This window comes from Salinimicrobium sp. TH3, from assembly GCF_026676115.1.
GTDB lineage: Bacteria > Bacteroidota > Bacteroidia > Flavobacteriales > Flavobacteriaceae > Salinimicrobium.
On record NZ_JAPONB010000001.1, the window covers coordinates 405,319 to 426,390 of the forward strand.

Annotated in this window: 15 protein-coding genes and 1 tRNA gene; 13 read left to right on the top strand and 3 right to left on the bottom strand. The window is 40.7% G+C overall.

What is annotated here, in order from left to right; all coding sequences use genetic code 11:
- Nucleotides 1-20: 20 nt before the first annotated feature.
- Nucleotides 21-1,277, bottom strand: a complete 1,257-nt coding sequence (locus OU683_RS01725; RefSeq protein ID WP_268134527.1) for a sigma-54 interaction domain-containing protein — start codon at nucleotides 1,275-1,277, stop codon at nucleotides 21-23.
- A gap of 71 nt (nucleotides 1,278-1,348) precedes the next feature.
- The gene (gene miaB / locus OU683_RS01730) at nucleotides 1,349-2,794 is read right to left on the bottom strand and encodes a tRNA (N6-isopentenyl adenosine(37)-C2)-methylthiotransferase MiaB (RefSeq protein ID WP_268134529.1); all 1,446 of its coding nucleotides are present in this window, start codon (nucleotides 2,792-2,794) and stop codon (nucleotides 1,349-1,351) included.
- A gap of 176 nt (nucleotides 2,795-2,970) precedes the next feature.
- On the opposite strand from miaB, the gene topA reads away from it, so the two are divergent.
- The 7 genes from topA to OU683_RS01765 all read left to right on the top strand — a co-directional run bounded on the left by topA (nucleotide 2,971) and on the right by OU683_RS01765 (nucleotide 12,470).
- Nucleotides 2,971-5,514 (top strand): type I DNA topoisomerase, encoded by a 2,544-nt coding sequence (topA, locus tag OU683_RS01735; RefSeq protein ID WP_268134531.1) that lies wholly within the window; start codon nucleotides 2,971-2,973, stop codon nucleotides 5,512-5,514.
- A gap of 3 nt (nucleotides 5,515-5,517) precedes the next feature.
- Nucleotides 5,518-6,672, top strand: coding sequence for a formimidoylglutamase (locus tag OU683_RS01740; RefSeq protein ID WP_268134533.1), 1,155 nt, complete (start codon nucleotides 5,518-5,520; stop codon nucleotides 6,670-6,672).
- Between the two features lie 112 nt (nucleotides 6,673-6,784).
- Nucleotides 6,785-8,140, top strand: a complete 1,356-nt coding sequence (porK, locus tag OU683_RS01745) for a T9SS ring complex lipoprotein PorK/GldK (RefSeq protein WP_268134535.1) — start codon at nucleotides 6,785-6,787, stop codon at nucleotides 8,138-8,140.
- Between the two features lie 56 nt (nucleotides 8,141-8,196).
- Complete coding sequence (gene porL / locus OU683_RS01750) at nucleotides 8,197-8,841, top strand: type IX secretion system motor protein PorL/GldL (RefSeq protein ID WP_268134537.1); 645 nt, start codon at nucleotides 8,197-8,199, stop codon at nucleotides 8,839-8,841.
- Between the two features lie 51 nt (nucleotides 8,842-8,892).
- Nucleotides 8,893-10,437, top strand: a complete 1,545-nt coding sequence (porM, locus tag OU683_RS01755) for a type IX secretion system motor protein PorM/GldM (protein ID WP_268134539.1) — start codon at nucleotides 8,893-8,895, stop codon at nucleotides 10,435-10,437.
- 11 nt (nucleotides 10,438-10,448) lie between these two features.
- A complete protein-coding gene (gene porN, locus OU683_RS01760) occupies nucleotides 10,449-11,342 on the top strand; it encodes a type IX secretion system ring subunit PorN/GldN (RefSeq protein WP_268134541.1) in 894 nt (297 codons plus the stop codon).
- A gap of 69 nt (nucleotides 11,343-11,411) precedes the next feature.
- Nucleotides 11,412-12,470 (top strand): NAD(P)/FAD-dependent oxidoreductase, encoded by a 1,059-nt coding sequence (locus OU683_RS01765; RefSeq protein ID WP_268134543.1) that lies wholly within the window; start codon nucleotides 11,412-11,414, stop codon nucleotides 12,468-12,470.
- Here OU683_RS01765 and OU683_RS01770 read toward each other — a convergent pair.
- Nucleotides 12,467-12,853: a DUF983 domain-containing protein gene (locus OU683_RS01770; RefSeq protein WP_268134545.1), complete on the bottom strand. Its 387-nt coding sequence runs from the start codon at nucleotides 12,851-12,853 to the stop codon at nucleotides 12,467-12,469. The two genes, OU683_RS01765 and OU683_RS01770, sit on opposite strands and share 4 nt — an antisense overlap.
- A gap of 346 nt (nucleotides 12,854-13,199) precedes the next feature.
- On the opposite strand from OU683_RS01770, the gene OU683_RS01775 reads away from it, so the two are divergent.
- From OU683_RS01775 to OU683_RS01800, 6 genes are all read left to right on the top strand, one after another.
- Nucleotides 13,200-15,107, top strand: coding sequence for an ABC-F family ATP-binding cassette domain-containing protein (locus tag OU683_RS01775; protein ID WP_268134547.1), 1,908 nt, complete (start codon nucleotides 13,200-13,202; stop codon nucleotides 15,105-15,107).
- A gap of 2 nt (nucleotides 15,108-15,109) precedes the next feature.
- Nucleotides 15,110-15,292 carry a CPXCG motif-containing cysteine-rich protein gene (locus OU683_RS01780; RefSeq protein ID WP_268134549.1) on the top strand — a complete coding sequence of 61 codons (183 nt, stop codon included), beginning with the start codon at nucleotides 15,110-15,112 and terminating at the stop codon, nucleotides 15,290-15,292.
- A gap of 76 nt (nucleotides 15,293-15,368) precedes the next feature.
- Nucleotides 15,369-15,722, top strand: a complete 354-nt coding sequence (locus OU683_RS01785) for a SpoIIAA family protein (RefSeq protein ID WP_268134551.1) — start codon at nucleotides 15,369-15,371, stop codon at nucleotides 15,720-15,722.
- 57 nt (nucleotides 15,723-15,779) lie between these two features.
- Nucleotides 15,780-15,852, top strand: a tRNA-Met gene (locus tag OU683_RS01790).
- A 581-nt stretch (nucleotides 15,853-16,433) separates the two neighbouring features.
- Nucleotides 16,434-17,177, top strand: coding sequence for a hypothetical protein (locus tag OU683_RS01795; protein ID WP_268134553.1), 744 nt, complete (start codon nucleotides 16,434-16,436; stop codon nucleotides 17,175-17,177).
- Between the two features lie 408 nt (nucleotides 17,178-17,585).
- A complete protein-coding gene (locus tag OU683_RS01800; protein WP_268134555.1) occupies nucleotides 17,586-20,792 on the top strand; it encodes a cytochrome c biogenesis protein in 3,207 nt (1,068 codons plus the stop codon).
- Nucleotides 20,793-21,072 lie beyond the last annotated feature (280 nt).

Consider the following 21,072-nt stretch of genomic DNA (forward strand, 5'->3'; position numbering starts at 1 on the left):
TAGTTGTCAAAAATGACATTTTACAGGTCGTATTGTTTGATCTTTCTGTACAGAGTGCGCTCACTTATCCCCAATTCTTCAGCCGCTGCCTTTCGTTTTCCGTTGTGACGCTCCAGGGATTTCTTGATGAGTTCCAGTTCTTTGTCCTGAAGGGAAAGGGTTTCTTCCTCCTCAATTTCTTCAGCAAAATAATATTTATCCTGTTTATCGGGTTGATTTTGCTGCGGAATTTGAAGCACTTCCAGTTGCTCGTCTGTTATTTCTTCGGGAATGACATCTTCCTCATCATTATTTCCATAGATCTTTTTAATAAGGCTTTCGTTTTCCTCTTTCACATTTGTGTGACTCTCATTCTCCATAAGCTCCAAAGTGAGCTTTTTAAGATCGTTAAGGTCATTTTTCATGTCGAAAAGTACTTTGTAAAGGATCTCCCTTTCATTGCTGAAGTCACTTTCTTTTTTCTTCTCCTCAATAATTGCCGGTAAATTACTGCCATAACCGGGGAGATACTCTTTAAGCTTTGCAGCGTCAATACTTCTTTCCTGTTCCAGGACAGAAATTTGTTCGGCCAGATTTCTTAGCTGCCTTACGTTTCCATTCCATCGGTACTTTTGTAACAGGCTTATGGCATCATCATCAAGCCTTATCGTGGGCATTTTGTACTTTAAAGCAAAATCTGATGCAAATTTCCTAAAGAGCAGGTGGATATCGTCTTTTCGCTCGCGCAGGGGCGGCAGGTATATTTCGACGGTACTTAACCTGTAATACAGATCTTCCCGAAATTTCTCCTTTTTAATAGCCTCGCTCATGTTGAGGTTGGTGGCAGCTACAATACGAACATTTGTTTTCTGCACTTTGGAAGATCCTACTTTAATGAACTCCCCGTTTTCAAGGACTCTTAATAATCGAACCTGCGTAGTTAAAGGTAATTCCCCAACTTCATCCAGAAAAATAGTCCCGCCATCGGCGACCTCAAAATATCCGCTTCGGGTTTGGGAGGCGCCGGTAAAAGCCCCTTTTTCATGCCCAAACAATTCCGAATCAATGGTGCCTTCGGGGATTGCTCCACAGTTGACAGCAATGTATTTTCCATGCTTTCGGTGAGAGAGGGCGTGGATGATCTTGGGAATACTTTCCTTTCCCACACCGCTTTCCCCGGTTACCAGCACAGAGATATCTGTAGGAGCCACCTGCATGGCCTTTTCTACAGCCCTGTTAAGCTTCTGGTCATTCCCCAGAATGCCAAAACGTTGTTTTATTGCCTGAATGCTTTCCATCTATAAGTTCAAGGTTCAAGGTTTAAAGTTTAAGGTTCAGTTGCTGAACACTGAACACTGAGCACTGAACACTAGTTATTCTCGCTATACCCAACTGCTTCTCCTATTAGGGTAGCACTGGTGCAATCTTCTATCTTAACATTTACAAAATCCCCTACTTTGTAGTTCTTCTTTGGGAAAACCGCGACTGTATTCTGGGTAGTTCTGCCGCTCCAATGAGCATCAGATTTTTTCGATTCTTTCTCGATCAAAACTTCTACTGTTTTGCCAACGAACTGCTGCGTTCTGTAAAGGCTGTGTTCCCGCTGAAGGCTGACAATCTCTGTAAGTCTTCTTTTCTTCACTTCTTCGGGCACATCATCTTCAAGCTTTCTTGCCGCCATTGTTCCCGGTCTTTCAGAATATGCGAACATGAAACCATAGTCGTATTTCACGTATTCCATTAATGATAGCGTGTCCTGGTGATCCTCTTCAGTTTCTGTAGGGAAGCCGGTGATCATATCCTGGGAAATAGCGACATCGGGAATTAATCTTTTGATGTTATCTATTAGGGTGAAATATTCCTCCCGGGTATGGAGGCGGTTCATTTCCTTGAGGATCCTATTGCTTCCGCTTTGCACAGGAAGGTGGATGTAATTACAAATATTTCTATATTTTGCCATTGCCTCGATCACGTCCAGGGTCATATCCTGCGGGTTGGAGGTGGAAAATCTAATTCTCATTTTAGGATGTGCTTCGGCAACCATTCGCAAAAGTGCAGCGAAGTTTGTGGCGGTCGCTTTCTGCATTTCAGAAGCATTCTTAAAATCCTTTTTAAGTCCGCCGCCGTACCATAGATAGCTGTCAACATTCTGTCCCAAAAGAGTGATTTCTTTGAAGCCTTTTTTTGCGAGATCATTCACTTCTTCCATAATGCTCTGTGGATCCCGGCTGCGCTCTCTTCCTCTTGTAAAGGGAACCACGCAAAAGGTGCACATATTATCACAACCACGGGTAATAGAGACAAAAGCCGAAACGCCGTTGCTTTGCAGTCGAACCGGTGAAATATCGCCGTAAGTTTCATCTTTGGAAAGAATTACATTTACCGCGTTTCTTCCTTCCTCAACTTCATTTATAAGGTTTGGAAGATCTTTATATGCATCGGGTCCTACAACGAGGTCAACGATCTTTTCTTCTTCCAGGAATTTAGCTTTAAGACGCTCGGCCATACAGCCAAGGACTCCCACTTTCATCCCCGGATTAATTTTCTTTACTGCGTTATATTTTTCCAGTCTCTTGCGAACTGTTTGTTCTGCTTTATCTCGTATAGAACAGGTGTTAATAAGAACAAGGTCTGCTTCCTCAAGGCTCTGCGTAGTATCAAAGCCTTCTTTGGCAAGAATGGATGCTACGATCTCGCTGTCGCTAAAGTTCATCTGGCAGCCATAGCTCTCGATCATCAGCTTTTTCCCGTTTCCGGTCTTAGGCTCCATTACCAGTGCATTTCCCTGCTGTTTTTCATCTATAATCTTCTCCATATTTCAAAAAAGTACCATTAGGTAATTGAACGGGCAAAGATACGTTTTTAGTTGAGAAGTGACAAAGTGACAGGAAGAAATAATGTCTTTTCTGTAGACCTGATAAATGCATTTTTGAAAATTAAAAAAGCGATGTTTAAAATTTCCTATACTTTTGCAAATCTAAAAAAGATACTATGGCGAAGAATTTAGTGATTGTAGAGTCCCCCGCAAAGGCTAAGACCATTGAAAAATTTCTTGGCAAGGATTACATTGTTGCCTCGAGTTTTGGTCATATTGCCGATCTTCCTACCAAAGAACTTGGGGTGGATACCGAGGGTGATTTTACTCCTAAATATATAGTATCCAAGGACAAAAAAGATGTCGTCAAGAAACTCAAGAGCTTAGCAAAGAATGCCGATATGGTTTGGCTGGCGAGTGATGAGGACCGCGAGGGAGAGGCTATTGCCTGGCACCTGGCCGAAGAGCTAAAACTTGATAAGGATAAAACCAGGAGGATCGTATTTCATGAGATCACGAAATCTGCTATTCTTAAAGCGATCGAGAATCCACGTGGGATCAATTATAATCTTGTAAATGCACAACAGGCACGAAGGGTTTTAGACAGGCTGGTAGGTTATGAACTTTCTCCCGTATTGTGGAGAAAGGTAAAAGGCGGACTTTCTGCCGGTAGAGTGCAATCTGTTTCTGTGAGGTTGATCGTGGAGAGGGAGCGGGAAATTCAGAATTTTAAAGCTGAAGCATCTTTTAGGATAGATGCTGAATTCACTACGGAAGAAGGAAAGGTTTTTAAGGCAAAACTTCCAAAGAACTTTGACACCAAAGCTGAAGCTGAACAATTTCTTTCAGATAACCTGGGAGCGAACTTTAAAGTAGCCGATCTTACTACCAAACCCGCAAAGAAATCCCCGGCCCCACCATTTACGACTTCCACGCTTCAGCAGGAAGCAGCCAGAAAATTATATTTTTCGGTAAGCAAGACTATGACCATGGCCCAGCGTCTTTATGAGGCGGGACATATTACTTATATGAGAACCGATAGCGTCAACCTTTCTGACGATGCAAGAAAAGGTGCCAAAAAAGAGATTTTAGACGCCTATGGGGAAAACTACAGCAAGACCCGCCAGTTTAAAGGAAAGACAAAAGGTGCGCAGGAAGCACACGAAGCGATTAGGCCAACCAATTTTGCTGCGCATAGCGTAAAGGCAGACAGAGATGAACAGAGGCTGTATGAACTAATATGGAAAAGGGCGATCGCTTCCCAAATGAGCGAAGCTCAACTGGAGCGTACAAACGTAAAGATTGAAGCCGATAGGCATGACAAGCAATTTACTGCCAATGGGGAGGTGCTAAAATTTGATGGTTTCCTTAAGGTGTATCTTGAGAGTAGAGATGAGGAAGATGAAGAAGTACAGGAGCAGGAAGGAATGTTACCGGCATTGCAGGTGAATGAAAAGCTTGAAAACAACTATATAACGGCGACCGAAAGGTTTACGCGTCCACCTTACAGGTATACCGAAGCTTCTTTGGTGAAGAAACTGGAAGAGCTGGGAATTGGCCGTCCTTCCACTTATGCACCAACAATTTCAACTATTCAAAACAGGAACTATATTGAAAAAGGATCTGTTGACGGTGTCGAGCGGGAGTATGTTCAGATTAGTCTGAAGAATGAAAAGATTAATGAAAAGAAACTTACAGAAAATGTAGGTAGTGATAAAGGGAAATTAGTGCCAACCGATGTTGGAATGGTGGTAAATGACTTCCTGGTAAACCATTTTTCGGGCATTCTTGACTATAACTTTACGGCTAAGGTGGAACAGGATTTTGACGATATAGCCGATGGTAATGAGGAATGGACAAAAATGATGAAGGATTTCTACAGTGATTTCCATCCTCGTGTTCAGGACGTTGCCGAAAATGCCGATAGGGAAGTTGGGGAGAGAATTCTGGGTACAGATCCAAACTCCGGAAAACCTGTGAGCGTGCGTTTGGGGAAATTTGGTCCAATGGTCCAAATGGGTTCTGTGGAGGATGAGGAAAAACCGAAATTTGCCAGTCTTTCACCAGATCAAACCCTGGATTCTGTCACTTTTGAAGAAGCGATGGAGCTCTTTAAGCTTCCGAAGGAATTAGGGGAATATGAAGGAGAAAAAGTGGAGGTGAACAATGGGCGTTTTGGACCATATGTTAGATATGGGAAAAAATTCGTGTCCCTTGAAAAAGGAGAGGACCCTATTGAAGTGACCATGGAGCGGGCATTGGAATTGATCAAAGAAAAGGAAAAAGCCGATGCTCCTATTTATGAGTATAAAGACCTTCCGGTACAAAAAGGTGTTGGTCGTTTTGGGCCCTTTCTTAAATGGAACGATATGTTTATCAATGTCAATAAAAAATATGATTTTGATGATCTTTCTGCAGAGGATATTGAAGAGCTAATCGAAGATAAGATCAAGAAGGAGCGCGAAAAAGTGATCCATAATTGGGAAGATGAGGGGATTAGAGTTGAAAAAGCCAGATGGGGAAGGTCTAATATTATAAAAGGTAAGACCAAAATTGAACTTCCTAAAACTGTTGATGCTACAAAGTTAAGCCTTGAAGAGGTGAAGGATATCATAGAGAAAAAGGCACCAAAGAAAAAAGCGGCAAAAAAATCCACAGGGACCAAAAAGACAGCTGCCAAAAAAACAACACGTAAAAAAACCACCTCCAAAAAGAAGTAATTTATGGAACTGGAATTTTTCACGCCGGTGAATGGTGAACTTGCAGAAATTGCAGGAAATAAGTTGCGGTCTTCCCTTAGAATTCATCTTGAGGATAAAGCTTTTCCCGATCTTGATGGGGTGAAAATTGCTTTTTTTGGTGTTTTGGAAGATCGTCTTGATGAGGAGCCAACAGGAGAACCTTTTAACTTTGATGGCATTCGCAGAGAATTTTATAATCTATACCCCGGTAACTGGCATTTGCCAATGGCCGATTTGGGGGATATTCAAAAAGGGGAAACTGTTGAAGATACTTTTTTTGCAGTCCAGTCTGCTGTAAATATGTGTCTCAAAAAAGGTATTATTCCTGTCATTTTAGGCGGGAGTGAAGATTTGGTGTATGCACAGTACAGGGCGTATGACGGAGTTGAGCAAATGGTAAACCTGGTGAACATAGACTCGAAATTTGATCTTGGAGACGCCGATAAACCTATTAGCAACCGTTCATATGTAGGAAAGATTGTGGTAACCAAGCCTTACAATCTGTTTAATTATTCAGGTCTTGGATATCAAACCTATTTTAATTCGCAGGATGAAATAGAATTGATGGATCGTATGTTCTTCGATGCCTATCGTCTTGGTGAAGTTACAGGGGATATTACGGTGATTGAACCGGTGATGAGGGATGCTAATCTTGTGAGTTTGGATCTTGGTTCAATTAGTGGAGGAGCCCTGGGCAACTATCGGCTTAAATCGCCGAATGGTTTTGATGGAAAGGAGATTTGTGCTTTGTCCAGATATGCTGGTATAAGTGATAAAGTATCTTCATTTGGTGTATATGAGTATACTTCACAATTGAATTTTCCTGCATCCAGAATGTTGATCGCGCAGATTCTTTGGTATTTTGTGGAGGGAGTGAATTTCAGAAAGAATGAAAATACTATTTCCTCAAAAAAAGAGTTTATAAGATATCAGGTGCCAATTGATGATGAAATACTGGTGTTTTACAAGAGTCCCGTGAGTGGTCGCTGGTGGATAGAAATTCCTTTTATTTCCCCGGTAAGTAATAAACTTAAACGGCATACGTTATTACCTTGCACGCAAGGAGATTATTTGGATGCCTGCAATCAAATCATCCCTGAGAGGTGGTATAAAACTAAAAGGAAAAACGAAATTTAATGATATAAACATTTGTAGCTTCAGCATTTTGATTAAATAAATTGTTTATTAGAAAATAAATAAATAGGTTTACTGCCTTGGAGCTATTATGTCCTAACTTTTGAGAGATATTATGAGGAAACTTTTTTCGCTTATTGCTGTAATTTCTGTTTTGGCCTCGTGTGGCCGCGGTGATCAAGGGCAATTGGTAGGTGCGCAGGGAAAAAAATGGCATCCCGAAAAGCCCCTGGGAATGACATTAATTCCCGGTGGGGCATTCATCATGGGTAAAAGTGATGATGATATTGCCGGTTTAAAAAATGCACCTCCCAAAACCGTAACGGTTCGTTCCTTTTACATGGACGAGACCGAGATTACAAATGCAGAATATCGCCAATTCGTGAACTGGGTTAAAGATTCAGTGACCAGGATGAAATTGGCCATATTTGCCGAAGAGATTGGTGAAACTCCGGGAACAGGAGGTATTGGTGAATTTGCTTTTGCCGATACCGAAGAAGCCGATATGACTCCATACGAGAAATATATGTACGATAACTACTATAGTATGGGTGGTTATGAAGGTCGAAAGATTAATAAAGATGTAGATATTATATGGGATACCAGAGACTATCCCGATGAGTATTATGCCGAAGTAATGGATACCTTGTATATTCCCATTGAAGAAGCATACAACGGGCAGCGTTCTTTTGATGTGAACCATCTTAAATTTCGTTATACCTGGATGGACGTGAGCTCGGCAGCAAGAGCCGAACCGGGACGACGTGCCGACTTTATTGAAACTGAAGAGATCCAGATCTATCCCGACACAACGGTTTGGATCAAGGATTTTAATTACTCCTATAACGAGCCAATGCACAATGATTACTTCTGGCATGACGCTTATGGAGAGTATCCGGTGGTGGGTGTTTCCTGGAAACAGGCCCGTGCATTTGCACAATGGAGAACGCTTTACCATAATTCTTACCGAAAAGAAAGAGGTAAGCATAATGTGAATTCTTACCGCCTGCCAACCGAGGCAGAATGGGAATACGCAGCGCGTGGTGGTCTGGAATCTGCTACTTATCCCTGGGGTGGGCCTTATACCAAGAATGACCGTGGCTGTTTTATGGCTAACTTCAAACCATTAAGAGGAGATTATGCCGCCGATCAGGCTCTTTACACAGTTGAGGCAAAATCCTATGAGCCTAACGATTACGGGCTTTACAATATGGCCGGTAATGTTGGGGAATGGGTTTTCTCATCATATGATCCGGCTTCTTATGAGTATTCTTCATCAATGAACCCTTCTGTGAATGATGAGGCGAACATGCGAAAAGTAGTTCGTGGAGGATCATGGAAAGATGTGGCGTACTTCCTCCAGGTGAGCTCAAGGGATTATGAATACGCAGATTCTGCCCGGAGTTATATTGGCTTTAGAACAGTGCAGGATTACATGGGTACAGATATTACCCTCAACCAAACAAGATAAAAATCCCTATTTTCACAATAACCTATTTACAAAGAAGAACTAAATTTTAAATTATTATGGCACAATCGAAGTCAAGTAAAAAGTTAATGAACATGGTGTACGGTTTAGGTGCATCTGTAGTTATCCTGGGAGCACTATTCAAAATTATGCACTGGCCATTTGGTAACTTAATGCTTATCATAGGTCTTATCGTAGAAGCAATAGTATTTGCTGTTTCTGCATTTGAACCTGTAGATGATGATGTTGACTGGTCACTCGTCTACCCAGAGCTTGCAGGTGGTGAAACAACTGTACGCAACAATCAGACGGTGGTTAGCGATCAGGAAACTGAGGGTATGCTTTCCCGTAAGCTTGATGAGATCCTTCGTGAGGCTAAGATCGATGCAGGACTTATGAGTAGTCTTGGAGAAAGCATTAGAAATTTTGAAGGTGCCGCAAAAAATATCACTCCTACTGTAGATGCTATGGCTTCTCAAAAGAAGTACAGTGAAGAAATGAGCCTTGCAGCAAACCAATTGGAGTCATTGAACAGTATTTATAAAGTACAGGTGGAATCAGCCGGACGTCAGGCAGAAGTTAATGAAGCAGTAGCCGAAAATGCACACAGACTGAATGAGCAAATGGAATCTTTGGCTTCCAATCTTTCTTCTCTTAACAGTGTGTATGGAGGAATGCTTTCTGCAATGCATGTAAAGGCTTAATAGGCATTTACTGCAGAAAATTATTTAAAAAAAACAAACTAAAGATAGAGAATGGCGTCTGGAAAACAAACACCAAGACAGAAGATGATTAACCTGATGTATCTGGTTTTCATCGCAATGATGGCTCTTAACATGTCCAAAGAAGTACTTACAGCTTTTGGGATGATCAATGAGAGCCTTGCGGAATCAAACGCTTCTGTTACCGAAAGAAATATGGCCGCTATGGCGGGGCTGGCAGCAAAAGCTGAAGAGCAACCGGCAAAATATGTTCCCTTAAAGGAAAAAGCAGAACAAATCCATACCCTTACTACCGATTTTACTACTTATATCGACAATCTCAAAGAGAAAGCTCTTGAGGATATAGAAGGAGAAGAGCGGGAAGACTATGAAGCAATGGACCAGTCTGCTAAACTTGATGAGTATCTTTTCTCAAGTGGTCAGCCAAGTCAGGCCGGAAAGGAATTTCTTGCTGAAATAGAAAAATACCGCGAAGGAGTAGCAAATGTGCTGGGAGAAGAGTTCTCTCAAATCGCAGCTGAAGTTAAAAGAGAATTTAGTACAGAACCGGTGGTTGACGGAGAAGGGGTAAAACGGCCCTGGCTTGCTTACAACTTTGAAGGATTTCCTTTAATTGCTTCGATCACCAAGCTTACTCAAATGCAGGGGGATGCAAAATCTGCAGAAAACGATGCACTTTCTGCAATGCTTTCGGGCCAATTGCAGAGTGAAGTTTCTCTTACTAATTATGAAGCTCTGGTTATTCCAGATAAAACTGCTTTTTTTAGTGGTGAAAACTTTACAGGTACAGTAGTATTAGGACGTGTAGATAACACATTGCAATTTGATAAAGTTACTATCAACGGCCAGGAGGTGAAATCTACCAGGGCAGGGCAAGTGAAGTTGGAATTCCCTGCAGGTAATGTTGGAGAGCAGAAAATTAGCGGTGAACTTCAGTTTAAAGAAGGGGATTCTATTGTAACTATACCTGTGAATCAAAGTTATAGTGTTATACCTAAACCTAATTCAGCAGTTATTTCTGCCGATAAAATGAATGTGGTTTATCGTGGGGTTGCAAACCCAATGACCATTTCTATTCCGGGAGTTGGAAATGTTTCAGCTAATGCACCTGGATTAAGATCTGCTGGTGGTGCAGGTAATTACATCATGGATGTAACAACGCTGCAGGCACGCGAAGTGACCATTAACGTTAGTGGAGAGCTACCAGGCGGAGAAAGAGTTAGCGACAGTAAAACATTTAGGGTGCGTGATATTCCAAGACCGGTAGGAACTGTAAGAGGGGAAGACGGTACTGTGAGAATGCAGCGTCAAAATCTTGAAATTTCCACCATTGGAGCAGCTCTTCCCGATTTCGAATTTGATGTTGATCTAAGGGTGACAGGATTTAAATTCCGTGTACCGGGGCAGCCTACAATTCAGGTAAGAGGACAAAAACTTGACCAAAGCGCCATTGCAGCTCTTAGAAGAGCAGGAAGAGGAGAGACTATCCAGATCTTTGATGTGGAAGCACAGCTTGCAGGTAGTTCAGGTTATAAGTTGAAGCAGGTTTCTCCGGTATTGGTTGAATTAACAAATTAAATCATTAGAACATGAAGTGGAACCAAATATTGTTAGGATTATGCGGATTGCTTGTTTCGGGCACCTCTTTGGGTCAAACTAATCTTTTAAACGCTAAGAGCCCCGACGAGATAGGAGGTCCAACCAAAGCAGACGTTACTTATGGAAAGAACGATCCTTTGGAATATGGATATGTGGATGACAGGGATGTACTGTGGGCAAAAACCACCTGGGAGGTCATAGATCTCGATGAAAGGGTGAATTTCCCTTTGTATTATCCTATAGATACTAACCAGATTGGTAGTTCAAGAAGATCACTTTATGATGTACTGGTTGCCGGCATTAAAAGCGGAAAGATCAAAAATATCTATGCAGACTCTTACTTTAATGACAAGCGTACCTTGAATGATATCCAGGCTGCCTTGTCTAAAGTAGATACTACAGATCTTGGTATTGAACAGTATAATGCAGGGGAGGAGATCGACCCGCAATTCATTAGCCGCAGGGATATTTCCTCTGCCGATATTGCTGAATACCATATTCGTGGATACTGGTATTTTGATAAACGCCAGGCCGAACTTAAATACAGGTTACTCGGGATCGCACCTGTTGCACCCGATGTTAACTTTATTGATCAGGGTGGTGCCTCGGCTTTAGTAGAATTGTTCTGGGTTTGGTTTCCGGGGGCAAGGGAAGTTCTAAATGAAGCTTACGCGTTTAATCCTCAGAACACTTCAAATCCTGTATCTTTTGACCACTTGCTCAATGCAAGAAGATTTAATGCAGTGATTTATGCTGAAGATAACGTGCAGGGAGACCGACAGGTTGATGATTACATTAATAACAATGCTTTTATGCAGTTGCTCGAATCTGAACGTATAAAGGAACAAATAAGAAATTTTGAACAGGATATGTGGAATTATTAATCTATCCTGAAATTATATTTAAGCGCCTTTCCTCTCAGAAAGGCGTTTTTTTATACCTATTTTTGCGGTATGAAAGACTTTATAATTGTTGGCGCAGGTCTTAGCGGAAGCTGTCTTGCTTACAGGCTCGAAAAAAGCGGAAAATCCTTTGTTGTTTTTGATGACGAGAGCCAGGAAGCCTCAAAAGTAGCCGGCGGATTCATGAATCCGGTCGTCCTGAAGCGTTTCACCCTGGCCTGGAACGCCGATGTTCAGTTGGACATTGCCTATAGGTTTTACAGGGACATGGAAGAGACTTTGGAAAAGACCTTTTTAGGACCTTTAGAGGTCTACAGGAGGTTTTCTTCAATTGAGGAGCAGAACAACTGGTTTACTGCAGCCGATAAGCCTAAAATGTCTCCTTATCTCGACACCAATCTTGTTTCAAACCTCAACAAGCATATTCCGGGACCGTTTTCTTTCGGCAAAGTTCTTGGTGCCTCCCGCATCGATCCGCGATATCTTTTGGAATCCTATGCTGAGCATCTCAAGGAAAAAGGTTCTTTTATAAAGGAGACTTTTGATTACGATAAGTTGGAAATTAACTCTACAGGCGTCAGGTACAAAAATCTAAGTGCCAAAAATGTCATTTTTTGTGAAGGTTTTGGATTAAAAAATAATCCATTTTTCAACTATCTTCCGTTAAGAGGGAACAAAGGAGAATACATAATTATAAAAGCACCCGGGCTCGATCTAGAAGTAGGGGTGAAATCCTCCATCTTCATTTTTCCTGCGGGGGGTGAACATTATGCTGTAGGTGCGACTTACAGTAACAGCGACAAAACACCCGGACCTACTACAGCAGCACGGGAGGAACTAATTAAAAAACTGAAAGACCTTATTAAAATAGATTTTGAAGTGGTGGATCAGGTTGCCGGACTTAGACCTTCGACAATTGACAGGAGGCCACTGGTGGGACAGCATCCAAAATTCAGCAATCTTTACACCTGTAATGGTTTTGGAAGCCGGGGCATTCTCATAGCTCCTTCAATTTCCCAGGAGCTTTTAAGCTTTATTGAAGAAGGGAAATCACTGGATCCAGAGACCGACATTTCACGATTTACCAAAAAATGGTATGAAGAGGCTTAATTACTTGCCTTTTTAGGGTCGTAAGAAAAAAAGAAATTCACCCATATGTTTCTGCTCCAGCGTACAATAACCGGCAAAAACAGGATTAGGGTAATGACTATTGCGATAAAAGTAGGGAGTAGAGAAAGGCCCAGAAACCAATAGGAGATCACGAAGGCTGCAGTTGCAAATGCTATTCCCACTGCATAACTTACATACATGGCTCCAAAGAAGAAAGAAGGCTCCATTTTGTATTTTGTGCCGCAATTGGAGCAACGCTCATGCATTTCAAACAGTCTGGATATTTTATAAGGATTCGGTTCTTTGTACATGCTTTCTTCCTGGCACACAGGACAGGTGCCGGTGAAAATGCTGTATAGTTTATTTCCTTTCAGGAATTCCATAGGATTCTGTAATCTGTTGTAAATTTAAGAATCTTCTTTGAAATATGGGAGGGACCGGGCATTAATGAGTTGCTAAAAAGGGTTGATTTTCGGCGTATTTTTCTTTTCTTACTTTGCGGTAGTTCAATAACTTTTAAAGATACTCAACCAGGAATTTATCTTCCCGCCTCCTAATTGCCTTCAAGACCTTAAATTGGAACATCTTTTGAAAATTTCATATAAGAAGATAAAGCCAGAAGATTAAAAATTTGGGTTCTTAACTGGTTTTCAATTAACCCGATGCAATTAAAAGGTTATTTTTTTCCCCCGAAAAAAGTGAGCATCTTTGCAAAAATTTTGCAGTGGAATGTTGAATATACACAACTTATCGGTCTCCTTTGGTGGAGAATATTTATTTGAAGAGATCACTTTTAGGCTTGGAGCCGGTGACAGGGTGGGATTAATAGGAAAAAACGGGGCCGGAAAATCTACTATGCTCAAGATCCTTTCGGGAGAAATGGAACCCGATACCGGCCAAATTGCTGCCGACAAGGATCTAAAGATTGGGTTTCTTAAACAGGATATTGACTTCGTTGAAGGAAGAACTGTGCTGGAAGAATCTTATGAAGCCTTTGAGGAAATAAAGGAACTCGAAAAACGTCTTGAGAGGATCAATCATCAACTTGCAGAGCGTACAGACTATGAGAGTGAGGAATACCACCAGTTAATGGTAGATCTCAATGATGTGCAGCATCAATATGAGATCCATGGCGGCTATAGTTATCAGGGAGAAACCGAGAGGATCCTGCAGGGCCTCGGGTTTAAAAGAGAAGATTTTGGCAAACTGACCAACACCTTTTCCGGGGGTTGGAGAATGAGAATAGAGCTGGCTAAGCTTCTGCTTCAGCAAAACGATATTCTTTTGCTGGATGAGCCTACCAACCACCTTGATATTGAATCCATTATCTGGCTTGAAGGATTTTTAAATAATTATCCTGGTGCTGTAGTAATTGTTTCCCATGATAAGATGTTCCTGGACAATGTGACGAACAGGACTATTGAGATTTCATTGGGCAGGATTTATGATTTTAATAAACCATATTCAAAGTACCTGGTGCTTCGCAATGAATTAAGGGAGCAACAACTGGCTTCACAAAAAAATCAGGAGAAACAAATCCAGCAGACGGAGAAACTTATTGAAAAATTCCGTGCTAAAGCTTCCAAGGCAAGCATGGCCCAGTCTCTTATAAAAAAGCTTGACAAGATCGATCGTATCGAAGTCGACGAGGATGATAATTCGGTCATGAATTTAAAATTTCCCGTTTCGGTAGTTCCGGGGAAAGTGGTTATTGAAGCACATCATATTTCCAAGAATTATGGCCATAAAACTGTGCTTAAGAATATTGACCTGCTTATTGAACGGGACTCAAAGACTGCTTTTGTAGGTCAAAACGGGCAGGGAAAATCAACACTTGCTAAAATTATTGTTGGAGAGCTGGACCATAAAGGAGAGCTTAAGCTGGGGCACAACGTTCAAATAGGGTATTTTGCTCAGAATCAAGCCGAGTATCTTGATGGTTCAAAGACAGTCCTGGACACGATGATAGATGCTGCTAATGAAAAGAACAGGTCAAAGGTGAGGGATATCCTGGGTTCCTTTTTATTTAGAGGGGATGAAGTCGATAAATATGTGAGGGTACTTTCGGGAGGAGAGAGGAACAGGTTGGCTTTGGCAAAAATGCTGCTTCAGCCCTTTAATGTTCTAGTGATGGATGAGCCTACAAACCACCTGGATATTAAATCAAAGAATGTTCTTAAAGACGCTTTAAAGAGTTTTGAAGGTACCTTAATCCTGGTTTCGCACGACAGGGATTTCCTGCAGGGGCTTACAAACAAAGTTTATGAATTTAAGGATCATAAAATAAAGGAGTATCTGGGAGATATAGATTATTACCTTGACCAGCGTAAACTGGTGGATATGCGTGAGGTTGAGAAGAGAGATGTTGAAAAGCAGGCACCAAAGGAAAGTAATAAAGATTCTTACGAGAACCAGAAAAAGCTAAAATCCCTTAATAACAAATTGAGCAACATTGAAAGCAAAATCTCCCGTCTTGAAAAAGAAATAAAAGCAAAAGATGTTGAACTTGCTGCCAACTATGAGAAAAGCGTTGCTCAAAAAGACTTTTTAAATACCTATCAGGAAAAGAAAAAAGAACTGTCCCGATTAATGAAAGATTGGGAGCAAGTGCAGCTTTCTATTGAAGAAAAAGGATAGCTATGATTGAGCATTTCTTTCAATGTCCATACTGCTGGGAGGAAATTTCCATGCTTCTTGATCCTTCAATTGGAGAACAGAAATATATCGAAGATTGTGAGAATTGCTGTAATCCTATTGAAGTTTCAGTCTCATTTGAAGATGGAGAATTAAATAGCTTTCAGGTAGCCAGTATCGATCAGTAATCTTTATAAAATCAAAAATTTCAGCGGTTTATAAGATACTTTTTTTAAATTCGGGAACGGTATCAAAAAACAAACTGTGGAAAAATCTTTTGAATTTGCTGAAAATGTTGTTGGCTTTATGGTCAATTCTGAAATTGATCAGGAGAAAATAGAGGAGATTTTAGAAGCAGTAAAACAAAGGATTAAGAAAATATCCCCTATTTGTCTGTACATCGAGGACCAGAATGATGAAGGTGCCTCTTTTAGAGGCTTTATGGAAATTCTTTCTTTCCATTTTTCTCATTCAAAGGATCTGGAAAAAATAGCAGTAGTTACAGACAATAAGTTGTTTCAAAAATCTATGGATATTAAAGATCTAATAGTTCCTGCCAAGGTTAAAACTTTTGAGAGAAAGGAGCGAATAAAGGCTATGAACTGGGTGATGGAATAATTTTCAAAAAAAAGCTTTGGAGAAATGAAAATTGACTGTATATTTGCAGTCCAATATCGCGGGATAGAGCAGTAGGTAGCTCGTCGGGCTCATAACCCGAAGGTCACTGGTTCGAGTCCAGTTCCCGCTACTAGCAAAGACAAGGCTTCACAGAAATGTGAAGCCTTTTTCTTTTTGTCCTAGTACAGAATAAGTACAGAATAAGTACAAATAGGTGCAGAACCAAAGTCAGTTGACAGAGCACATAAATTTTCGACCCAAAACGATTCAATTGCCTGTGAGTCATTTATAAAAAGTTTTGCGAATTCACCGGCCTTGATCCCTCTTCGAGTCCTTAAAACTGAATTACTTCCAGAAGTAATTCAGTTTTTTTAAAAAATTTATTCTTCCTTTTCGTAGAAGTCAGGAGCGGCATGTGATCGATTGTCTTCTTCAATTATTAATTTTTAGCTGGATAAAGTGAATTATTGAAGAAAGTATAATTCTGAGTCTTGGTAATAGTTAAAGTAGCTCATCAATTCCCTTATCCAGTGAACCCTTCCTGAATTTGGCTTCACGAAAGTCAAATCACCTATCCCGCCGAAGACCAACATGAAACTTTTGGAGGGATTTTTTATCAACCATCATGGGTATAAACTACACTTTAGCTTTTAAGCCGCCTTAGGTCCTGATCCCCCTTTAGAATTATTCATCTTCTATTTCTTAATCCTTATGCGCCCAATAAAGGTCCCGGTTCAATTACTTATTTCTGCTCAACAGGAACATTATATTTCCAGGGTTCGGTTTTTCCTGCTTCTCAAAATGATGTACCCGCATGGAAAATCCAGACTGTCATGGGGAGAGATGAGAGCCATTCAGCAGGTATTAAGGATCAAGTCAGAGAAAACAGTAAAATCCTATGTTCGCTTTTTTGAAGAAAAAGGATGGCTGAGACTCAATACAAAAACTGGTTATTATCTTATAAAATCCTTTGATAGAATAAGAGATGAAAATGAGTGGAGGAGCCGTAGTGCGATCCTCCTACTACCACTTGACCTCTATAGATTAAAAGCTTTTATAGGGGCAGGAATTTATGCTTATTTACACAGTATTTATCTGAAAAGACAAAGAGAAAAGGAAAGCGTTCAGAAAAAAGGGAGAACCTATCATTTTCTTCTATCTGGTCGGAACAGAAAAAAAGCTGTGCCTGTTTCAGTCAATGGAGTAGAAAAGATCTTCAAAATTTCCAAAGCCATTGCTTCCCGTTTAAAAAACGCTGCAGAAAAAGAAAGACTTTTAAAGATTAAGAAAAACTATTCGGGGCCAATTCATAAAGAAACAGTACAATGGTGCCTAAAGTACAGTAGTCTGCCTCAGAAAATCGTCTACCGAAAAAGAAGACACCGTCTCCAGCTCATCGATACTATCACTCCTCTTTTTTCTTTTACCCGCCGGAAAAAAATGAAAACATTATAGAAAGGTACATAGGAAAACAAAAAAATAAAAAATAAAGATCTTTTTGAGAGTGTGTTTTTATTGTTTTAAAATAGAAATCAAAACTATTACACAAGTTGTTTCACTACTATTACCACAAGTTGTTCCACAGGTTGTACAAATTATGGATAAGTTAAAAGACAACTTAAATCCACTCCCTCAGCATATTTCCCTACGCTGCGCTTCGGAAAAAGAGCTTAGGGAAAGAGTCTTGGACCCATGGCTACAGAATTCCCTTCATTTCGCTCCAGGAGAAAATCCTTCCACTACATTGCAGTCACCCTCAAACCATACGTCCGTTTGATTTATCTCTGCAAAAACTCCTATTAAAGGAACCTTAATTTCTTCATAAATTCCCTATTTTTGCGGCGTCTAAAAAGCCCTCCCTTCATGCAAAAAAAATTAGCATCTATTGTATTCTCTACTCGTTTAATGGGCTTCCTTTTTATCGTTTTTGCTATTGCCCTGGGAATGGGAACTTTTATCGAAAACTGGTACAGTACAGAAACAGCCAAAGTCTGGATTTATAATGCGCTGTGGTTTGAAGTCATCATGGCATTATTTGTACTTAATTTTTTAGGGAACATCTTTCGTTACCGGCTACATAAGAAAGAAAAATGGTCTTCTTTACTGCTCCACCTTTCTTTCATCTTAATTCTGGTGGGTGCTTTTGTAACCAGGTATATAAGTTATGAAGGTATGATGCCTATTAGAGAGGGAGCGACTGAAAACACATTTCTCTCAGAAAAGACATTTTTGACAACTTTTATTGACGGAGAAATTGACGGAGAACCCAGACGTAGAGTGGTGGAAGAAGCCGTTTTATTAGCTCCAGGTGCTTCAAATGACCACACTTTTAATACAGATTACAACGGGCAACCTGTAAAGCTTGAAATCATCGACTTTATCCATGGAGCCGAAGAAGGACTTGTCGAAAATCCCGAAGGGGAGAACTATCTCAAAATAGTGGAAGCCGGGGGAGGTGATCGTCATGATCATTACATAAAGGAAAATGAAGTTTCCAGCATTCATAATATTCTCTTCGCTTTAAACAAACCAACCGAAGGGGCAATCAATATCACTCATGAAAACGGGGAGTATACAATCTCTTCTCCTTTTGAAGGAACTTACATGAGAATGGCAGACCAACAACAGGGAGAGGTACTGGCAGATTCTGTTCAAACTTTAAATTTAAGGTCTCTCTATAATATGGCAGGAATGCAATTTGTATTACCCGATCCTGTTGTTAGAGGTAGATATGATGTCATTCCAACTGAAGAGAAGTTAGATGGGCAACAGGATGCAGCAGTGGTCAAAGTAAGTACCGGTGGAGAATCTGAAATCGTAAAATTGCTAGGAGGAAAGGGATGGATTAATGATCCTAAAATGTTTAGCATTGGCGGATTGGAATTTTACGTACAGTACGGCTCCAAGGAATATGAGCTTCCATTTTCTATTAAATTGAATGATTTTATCGCCGACAAATATCCCGGAACAGAAAAAAGTTACTCATCTTTTAAAAGTAAAGTGACCGTTGTTGATGAGGAAAGCTTTGACTATGAAATTTTTATGAATCATGTGTTAGACCACAAAGGATATCGCTTTTTCCAGGCTTCCTTTGATGCAGATGAGAAGGGAACCGTCCTTTCTGTAAACCACGACTTTTGGGGAACATGGATCACGTATATAGGTTATACCCTGTTGTATATTGGGTTAATGTGGGTTCTTTTTGCTAAGGGTTCGAGATTTGGCGAGCTAAAACTCATGCTTGAAAAAGTAAAGAAAAAGAAATCGAAATTAATGACTGTTGCCATTGCGATGTTCACAGCTGCTTCAGGATTTGCACAGGAGCAAAACCACGAACACAATAATCCGTTGGCGATTCCTAAAGCAAGAATTGATTCCATCATAAAAGCAAATGTTGTTTCTGAAGAACATGCGGCGCAGTTTGGCCGACTTGTGGTGCAGGATGCCGGTGGAAGAATGAAGCCGGTTAACACTTATTCTTCAGAATTACTTCGAAAACTCAGCACGAGCCACAAGTATGAAGGATTGACCTCTGATCAAGTTTTGGTAAGCATGACGGAAAATCCAACGATCTGGTATAATGTTCCGATAATTAACGTACCTATCGGCAATGACAGTATCCGGCACGTAGTAGGGGTGCCTGAAGATCAGAAATTTCTGGCACTGACCAGTTTTTTTGACAGCGAGGGAAATTATAAGCTTTCTCCGTACCTCGAAAGCGCCTATAAGGCTGCTGTTCCGGACAAATTTGAAACGGATTTTATCAAAACTGACCGGCGCGTGAACCTGCTTTACAATACTCTGCAAGGCAAATTTCTCAGGATTTTTCCAATTCCCGAGCACGAAAACAACAAGTGGGTATCTTTTCCTGAAGCTGCCGAAGCTGGCTTTCAAGGAATGGATTCGCTGTACACCCGGCAGATCCTGCCAATGTACTTCGGCGCTTTAAGAACTGCGAAGGAAACAGGTGATTATTCTCAGGCGAACGAGTTGTTGGGAAGCATCAAGAGCTTTCAGCAGAAATTCGGCGCAGAAGTAATGCCTTCAGAAGAAAAGATAAAAGCCGAGATTCTTTATAATAAATATGATATTTTCAGGACCTTGTTCTCCTTTTATCTGCTGACAGGCGTACTCATGTTAATTTTCGTGATCTTCCAGATCTTTAAAGACGGTAAAGTTATTCGCGGCTTAATTAAGTTGAGTATAGTCGCAATTATAATTTTCTTTGTCTTACATACTACAGGACTTATTGCCCGCTGGTTTATTTCGGGACATGCTCCCTGGAGTGACGCTTATGAATCGATGATCTATGTCGCATGGGCAACGATGTTGTTTGGATTGCTCTTTGGAAGGAAAAGTCATCTTACTATCTCTTCAACCGCTTTTGTGACCTCCATGATTTTAATGATTGCACATTTGAACTGGATGGACCCAGCAATCGCTAATTTACCCCCGGTACTAGATTCCTATTGGGTAGTAATCCACGTTCCGATAATTGTAGGTAGTTACGGACCGTTTACTTTGGGAATGATTCTCGGAGTGGTTGCTTTACTGCTAATGATTATGACAACGGAGAAAAATAAAAAGAAAATGGACCTCAATATTAAGGAAATTACCATTATTACCGAAATGGCGCTTACCGTCGGATTAGTCATGTTAATTATCGGGAACTTTCTTGGAGGTCAATGGGCCAACGAAAGCTGGGGCCGTTACTGGGGTTGGGACCCTAAAGAAACCTGGGCTTTGGCGAGTATTATGTTTTACGGTTTTGTGATTCACATGCGCCTCGTCCCGGGAATGAGAAGCCGCTGGTTGTTTAATTTTATGGCCATAGTTGCCTTCGCCAGTATTATGATGACTTACTTTGGGGTTAACTTCTATCTTTCCGGCCTGCATTCCTATGCCAGTGGAGATAAGGTGATTACTCCTAACTTTGTTTATTACTCAGTGGTCATTGTAGCTTTATTGGGAGCCATATCGTACTGGAGATTTAACAAGTACTACAAAAAGAAGCATCGAAAGCGCCTTAGCCTTGAACCCTTGGACGATTCAGACAGGAAAGGGACGTAGAGACTACTTGGATAGTTTTGACATGCCGGTTCCAGTATTTTTCCTGGAAGAGAAGCTGCCAATTATGGAAATTACAATCATAGAAAATTCATTATCCAGAGTGTTTTTGTAAAACTAAAAGGAGAATAGTAAAAGGAGAATAGTAAAAGGAGAATAGCAAGAGGGCAACACGCGGAGCGATGTTGCGGTGCATACCCCCAGGCTTTACGATCCATTAGACAATTCTGCCTTTTTTTTAAATTTTTTATTTTACTAAAACATCTGGAAAAAGTCCTGAAAG

What these genes read in the sequence shown, in the direction of transcription:
- porL (WP_268134537.1), top strand. Translation starts at nt 8,197, where the DNA reads ATGGCACAATCGAAGTCAAGTAAAAAGTTAATGAACATGGTGTACGGT.
- OU683_RS01740 (WP_268134533.1), top strand. Translation starts at nt 5,518, where the DNA reads ATGGAACTGGAATTTTTCACGCCGGTGAATGGTGAACTTGCAGAAATT.
- OU683_RS01775 (WP_268134547.1), top strand. Translation starts at nt 13,200, where the DNA reads ATGTTGAATATACACAACTTATCGGTCTCCTTTGGTGGAGAATATTTA.
- OU683_RS01800 (WP_268134555.1), top strand. Translation starts at nt 17,586, where the DNA reads ATGCAAAAAAAATTAGCATCTATTGTATTCTCTACTCGTTTAATGGGC.
- OU683_RS01765 (WP_268134543.1), top strand. Translation starts at nt 11,412, where the DNA reads ATGAAAGACTTTATAATTGTTGGCGCAGGTCTTAGCGGAAGCTGTCTT.
- OU683_RS01725 (WP_268134527.1), bottom strand. Translation starts at nt 1,277, where the DNA reads ATGGAAAGCATTCAGGCAATAAAACAACGTTTTGGCATTCTGGGGAAT.
- miaB (WP_268134529.1), bottom strand. Translation starts at nt 2,794, where the DNA reads ATGGAGAAGATTATAGATGAAAAACAGCAGGGAAATGCACTGGTAATG.
- OU683_RS01795 (WP_268134553.1), top strand. Translation starts at nt 16,434, where the DNA reads ATGCGCCCAATAAAGGTCCCGGTTCAATTACTTATTTCTGCTCAACAG.
- topA (WP_268134531.1), top strand. Translation starts at nt 2,971, where the DNA reads ATGGCGAAGAATTTAGTGATTGTAGAGTCCCCCGCAAAGGCTAAGACC.
- porK (WP_268134535.1), top strand. Translation starts at nt 6,785, where the DNA reads ATGAGGAAACTTTTTTCGCTTATTGCTGTAATTTCTGTTTTGGCCTCG.
- porN (WP_268134541.1), top strand. Translation starts at nt 10,449, where the DNA reads ATGAAGTGGAACCAAATATTGTTAGGATTATGCGGATTGCTTGTTTCG.
- OU683_RS01770 (WP_268134545.1), bottom strand. Translation starts at nt 12,853, where the DNA reads ATGGAATTCCTGAAAGGAAATAAACTATACAGCATTTTCACCGGCACC.
- OU683_RS01780 (WP_268134549.1), top strand. Translation starts at nt 15,110, where the DNA reads ATGATTGAGCATTTCTTTCAATGTCCATACTGCTGGGAGGAAATTTCC.
- porM (WP_268134539.1), top strand. Translation starts at nt 8,893, where the DNA reads ATGGCGTCTGGAAAACAAACACCAAGACAGAAGATGATTAACCTGATG.